At 49.2% G+C, this 5030-nt stretch carries 1 tRNA gene and 3 rRNA genes; all 4 read right to left on the bottom strand.

Going from position 1 to position 5030, the window contains the following annotated elements:
• Window positions 1-105, bottom strand: a 5S ribosomal RNA gene (rrf, locus tag HMPREF9171_RS102835); the annotation flags it as partial.
• 74 nt (window positions 106-179) lie between these two features.
• Window positions 180-3082, bottom strand: a 23S ribosomal RNA gene (locus HMPREF9171_RS102840).
• 154 nt (window positions 3083-3236) lie between these two features.
• A tRNA-Ala gene (locus HMPREF9171_RS102845) sits at window positions 3237-3309 on the bottom strand.
• Window positions 3310-3363: 54 nt separating this feature from the next.
• Window positions 3364-4912 (bottom strand): 16S ribosomal RNA (locus HMPREF9171_RS102850).
• Window positions 4913-5030 lie beyond the last annotated feature (118 nt).

Below are 5030 nucleotides of genomic sequence, written 5' to 3'. Positions count from 1 at the left end.
ACCTTATCTCACAGGGGGCAACCCCCAACTACTTCCGGCGTTCTAGGGCTTAACTTCTGTGTTCGGCATGAGAACAGGTGTATCTCCTAGGCAATTATCACTTAACTATTGAGTCTTATTCACTCAAAATTGAATATCTATAGTCTAACAAGAAACCGTAACGTTGTCAATATCTCTTTTTGGATAAGTCCTCGAGCTATTAGTATTAGTCCGCTAAATGTGTCACCACAATTACACTCCTAACCTATCTACCTGATCATCTCTCAGGGCTCTTACTGATATAAAATCATGGGAAATCTCATCTTGAGGTGGGCTTCGCACTTAGATGCTTTCAGCGCTTATCCCTTCCCTACATAGCTACCCAGCGATGCCTTTGGCAAGACAACTGGTACACCAGCGGTAAGTCCACTCTGGTCCTCTCGTACTAGGAGCAGATCCTCTCAAATTTCCTACGCCCGCGACGGATAGGGACCGAACTGTCTCACGACGTTCTGAACCCAGCTCGCGTGCCGCTTTAATGGGCGAACAGCCCAACCCTTGGGACCGACTACAGCCCCAGGATGCGACGAGCCGACATCGAGGTGCCAAACCTCCCCGTCGATGTGAACTCTTGGGGGAGATAAGCCTGTTATCCCCAGGGTAGCTTTTATCCGTTGAGCGATGGCCCTTCCATACGGAACCACCGGATCACTAAGCCCGACTTTCGTCCCTGCTCGAGTTGTAGCTCTCGCAGTCAAGCTCCCTTATACCTTTACACTCTACGACTGATTTCCAACCAGTCTGAGGGAACCTTTGGGCGCCTCCGTTACCTTTTAGGAGGCGACCGCCCCAGTCAAACTGCCCGTCAGACACTGTCTCCGATAGGGATTGCCTATCTGGGTTAGAGTAGCCATAACACAAGGGTAGTATCCCAACAACGCCTCAAACGAAACTGGCGTCCCGTTATCATAGGCTCCTACCTATCCTGTACATGTGGTACAGATACTCAATATCAAACTGCAGTAAAGCTCCATGGGGTCTTTCCGTCCTGTCGCGGGTAACCTGCATCTTCACAGGTACTAAAATTTCACCGAGTCTCTCGTTGAGACAGTGCCCAAATCATTACGCCTTTCGTGCGGGTCGGAACTTACCCGACAAGGAATTTCGCTACCTTAGGACCGTTATAGTTACGGCCGCCGTTTACTGGGGCTTCAATTCATACCTTCGCTTACGCTAAGCACTCCTCTTAACCTTCCAGCACCGGGCAGGCGTCACCCCCTATACATCATCTTACGATTTAGCAGAGAGCTGTGTTTTTGATAAACAGTTGCTTGGGCCTATTCACTGCGGCTGATCTAAAATCAGCGCCCCTTCTCCCGAAGTTACGGGGCCATTTTGCCGAGTTCCTTAACGAGAGTTCTCTCGCTCACCTGAGGCTACTCGCCTCGACTACCTGTGTCGGTTTGCGGTACGGGTAGAGTATATGTATCGCTAGAAGCTTTTCTTGGCAGTGTGACATCACTAACTTCGCTACTAAACTTCGCTCCTCGTCACAGCTCAATGTTAAAGATATAAGCATTTGACTCATATCACACCTCACTGTTTGACCAGACACTTCCAATCGTCTGGTTTAGTTAGCCTACTGCGTCCCTCCATCACTATATACTCTAGTACAGGAATATCAACCTGTTGTCCATCGGATACACCTTTCGGTCTCTCCTTAGGTCCCGACTAACCCAGGGCGGACGAGCCTTCCCCTGGAAACCTTAGTCTTACGGTGGACAGGATTCTCACCTGTCTTGCGCTACTCATACCGGCATTCTCACTTCTATGCGTTCCAGCGCTCCTCACGGTACACCTTCTTCACACATAGAACGCTCTCCTACCATGACACTTTTGTGTCATCCACAGCTTCGGTAATATGTTTTAGCCCCGGTACATTTTCGGCGCAGGGTCACTCGACTAGTGAGCTATTACGCACTCTTTGAATGAATAGCTGCTTCTAAGCTAACATCCTAGTTGTCTGTGCAACCCCACATCCTTTTCCACTTAACATATATTTTGGGACCTTAGCTGGTGGTCTGGGCTGTTTCCCTTTCGACTACGGATCTTAGCACTCGCAGTCTGACTGCCGATTATATCTCGTTGGCATTCGGAGTTTATCTGAGATTGGTAATCCGGGATGGACCCCTCACCCAAACAGTGCTCTACCTCCAAGAGACTTAACATCGACGCTAGCCCTAAAGCTATTTCGGAGAGAACCAGCTATCTCCAAGTTCGTTTGGAATTTCTCCGCTACCCACAAGTCATCCAAGCACTTTTCAACGTGCCCTGGTTCGGTCCTCCAGTGAGTTTTACCTCACCTTCAACCTGCTCATGGGTAGGTCACATGGTTTCGGGTCTACAACATGATACTATGGCGCCCTATTAAGACTCGGTTTCCCTACGGCTCCGTCTCTTCAACTTAACCTCGCATCATATCGTAACTCGCCGGTTCATTCTACAAAAGGCACGCTCTCACCCATTAACGGGCTCGAACTTGTTGTAGGCACACGGTTTCAGGTTCTATTTCACTCCCCTCCCGGGGTGCTTTTCACCTTTCCCTCACGGTACTGGTTCACTATCGGTCACTAGAGAGTATTTAGGGTTGGGAGATGGTCCTCCCAGATTCCGACGAGATTTCGCGTGTCTCGCCGTACTCAGGATACTGCTAAGGTTAATCTATCATTTTAAATACGAGGCTGTTACTCTCTTTGGCTTACCTTCCCAGGTAATTCTTCTATAATGATTAATCCTATATCGCAGTCCTACAACCCCGAAGTGTAAACACTTCGGTTTGCCCTCCTGCCGTTTCGCTCGCCGCTACTAAGGCAATCGCTTTTGCTTTCTCTTCCTGCAGCTACTTAGATGTTTCAGTTCACTGCGTCTTCCTTCTCATATCCTTAACAGATATGGATACTAGTCATTAACTAGTGGGTTCCCCCATTCGGACATCTCTGGATCAGCGCTTACTTACAGCTCCCCAAAGCATTTCGTCGTTAGTCACGTCCTTCTTCGGCTTCTAGTGCCAAGGCATCCACCGTGCGCCCTTATTAACTTAACCTTATTAACCTAGTTTCTTTAAAACTAGAAAACTCATTAAATATTCACAGCGTTTTCGGTTTATTTTCTTGTTACTTTCTACAATCTATTTCTAGATCGTGGAATTTGATATAGATATTCAATTTTCAATGAACAATTTGAACCTTTCGATTCAATGGAGCCTAGCGGGATCGAACCGCTGACCTCCTGCGTGCAAAGCAGGCGCTCTCCCAGCTGAGCTAAGGCCCCACAAGACCTCTCAAAACTAAACAAGACGCAAATGGCAGGTTTCCTTATCCTTAGAAAGGAGGTGATCCAGCCGCACCTTCCGATACGGCTACCTTGTTACGACTTCACCCCAATCATCTATCCCACCTTAGGCGGCTGGCTCCTAAAAGGTTACCTCACCGACTTCGGGTGTTACAAACTCTCGTGGTGTGACGGGCGGTGTGTACAAGGCCCGGGAACGTATTCACCGCGGCGTGCTGATCCGCGATTACTAGCGATTCCGACTTCATGTAGGCGAGTTGCAGCCTACAATCCGAACTGAGATTGGCTTTAAGAGATTAGCTTGCCGTCACCGGCTTGCGACTCGTTGTACCAACCATTGTAGCACGTGTGTAGCCCAGGTCATAAGGGGCATGATGATTTGACGTCATCCCCACCTTCCTCCGGTTTATTACCGGCAGTCTCGCTAGAGTGCCCAACTTAATGATGGCAACTAACAATAGGGGTTGCGCTCGTTGCGGGACTTAACCCAACATCTCACGACACGAGCTGACGACAACCATGCACCACCTGTCACTTCTGCTCCGAAGAGAAAGCCTATCTCTAGGCCGGTCAGAAGGATGTCAAGACCTGGTAAGGTTCTTCGCGTTGCTTCGAATTAAACCACATGCTCCACCGCTTGTGCGGGCCCCCGTCAATTCCTTTGAGTTTCAACCTTGCGGTCGTACTCCCCAGGCGGAGTGCTTAATGCGTTAGCTGCGGCACTAAGCCCCGGAAAGGGCCTAACACCTAGCACTCATCGTTTACGGCGTGGACTACCAGGGTATCTAATCCTGTTTGCTCCCCACGCTTTCGAGCCTCAGCGTCAGTTACAGACCAGAGAGCCGCTTTCGCCACCGGTGTTCCTCCATATATCTACGCATTTCACCGCTACACATGGAATTCCACTCTCCCCTTCTGCACTCAAGTCCTCCAGTTTCCAAAGCGTACAATGGTTAAGCCACTGCCTTTAACTTCAGACTTAAAGAACCGCCTGCGCTCGCTTTACGCCCAATAAATCCGGACAACGCTCGGGACCTACGTATTACCGCGGCTGCTGGCACGTAGTTAGCCGTCCCTTTCTGGTTAGTTACCGTCACTTGGTAGATTTTCCACTCCTACCAACGTTCTTCTCTAACAACAGAGCTTTACGATCCGAAAACCTTCTTCACTCACGCGGCGTTGCTCGGTCAGACTTCCGTCCATTGCCGAAGATTCCCTACTGCTGCCTCCCGTAGGAGTCTGGGCCGTGTCTCAGTCCCAGTGTGGCCGATCACCCTCTCAGGTCGGCTATGTATCGTCGCCTTGGTGAGCCTTTACCTCACCAACTAGCTAATACAACGCAGGTCCATCTCACAGTGAAGCAATTGCTCCTTTTAAATAACTAACATGTGTTAATTACTCTTATGCGGTATTAGCTATCGTTTCCAATAGTTATCCCCCGCTATGAGGCAGGTTACCTACGCGTTACTCACCCGTTCGCAACTCATCAGTCTAGTGTAAACACCAAACCTCAGCGTTCTACTTGCATGTATTAGGCACGCCGCCAGCGTTCGTCCTGAGCCAGGATCAAACTCTCATTAAAAGTTTGAGCTTTGCTCGTTTCTGTCTCGCTGACAGATTTATTGTTTTTTGTCATTGACGGATTTACAATGTAAATCCACCCTGCACATTCGTTCGTCTTGTTCAGTTTTCAAAGGTCT

Source organism: Streptococcus agalactiae ATCC 13813, assembly GCF_000186445.1.
In the GTDB taxonomy this organism is placed as follows: Bacteria; Bacillota; Bacilli; order Lactobacillales; family Streptococcaceae; genus Streptococcus; species Streptococcus agalactiae.
The sequence above is the reverse complement of the archived record's forward strand: the minus strand, read 5'-3'. Positions and strand labels throughout refer to the sequence as shown.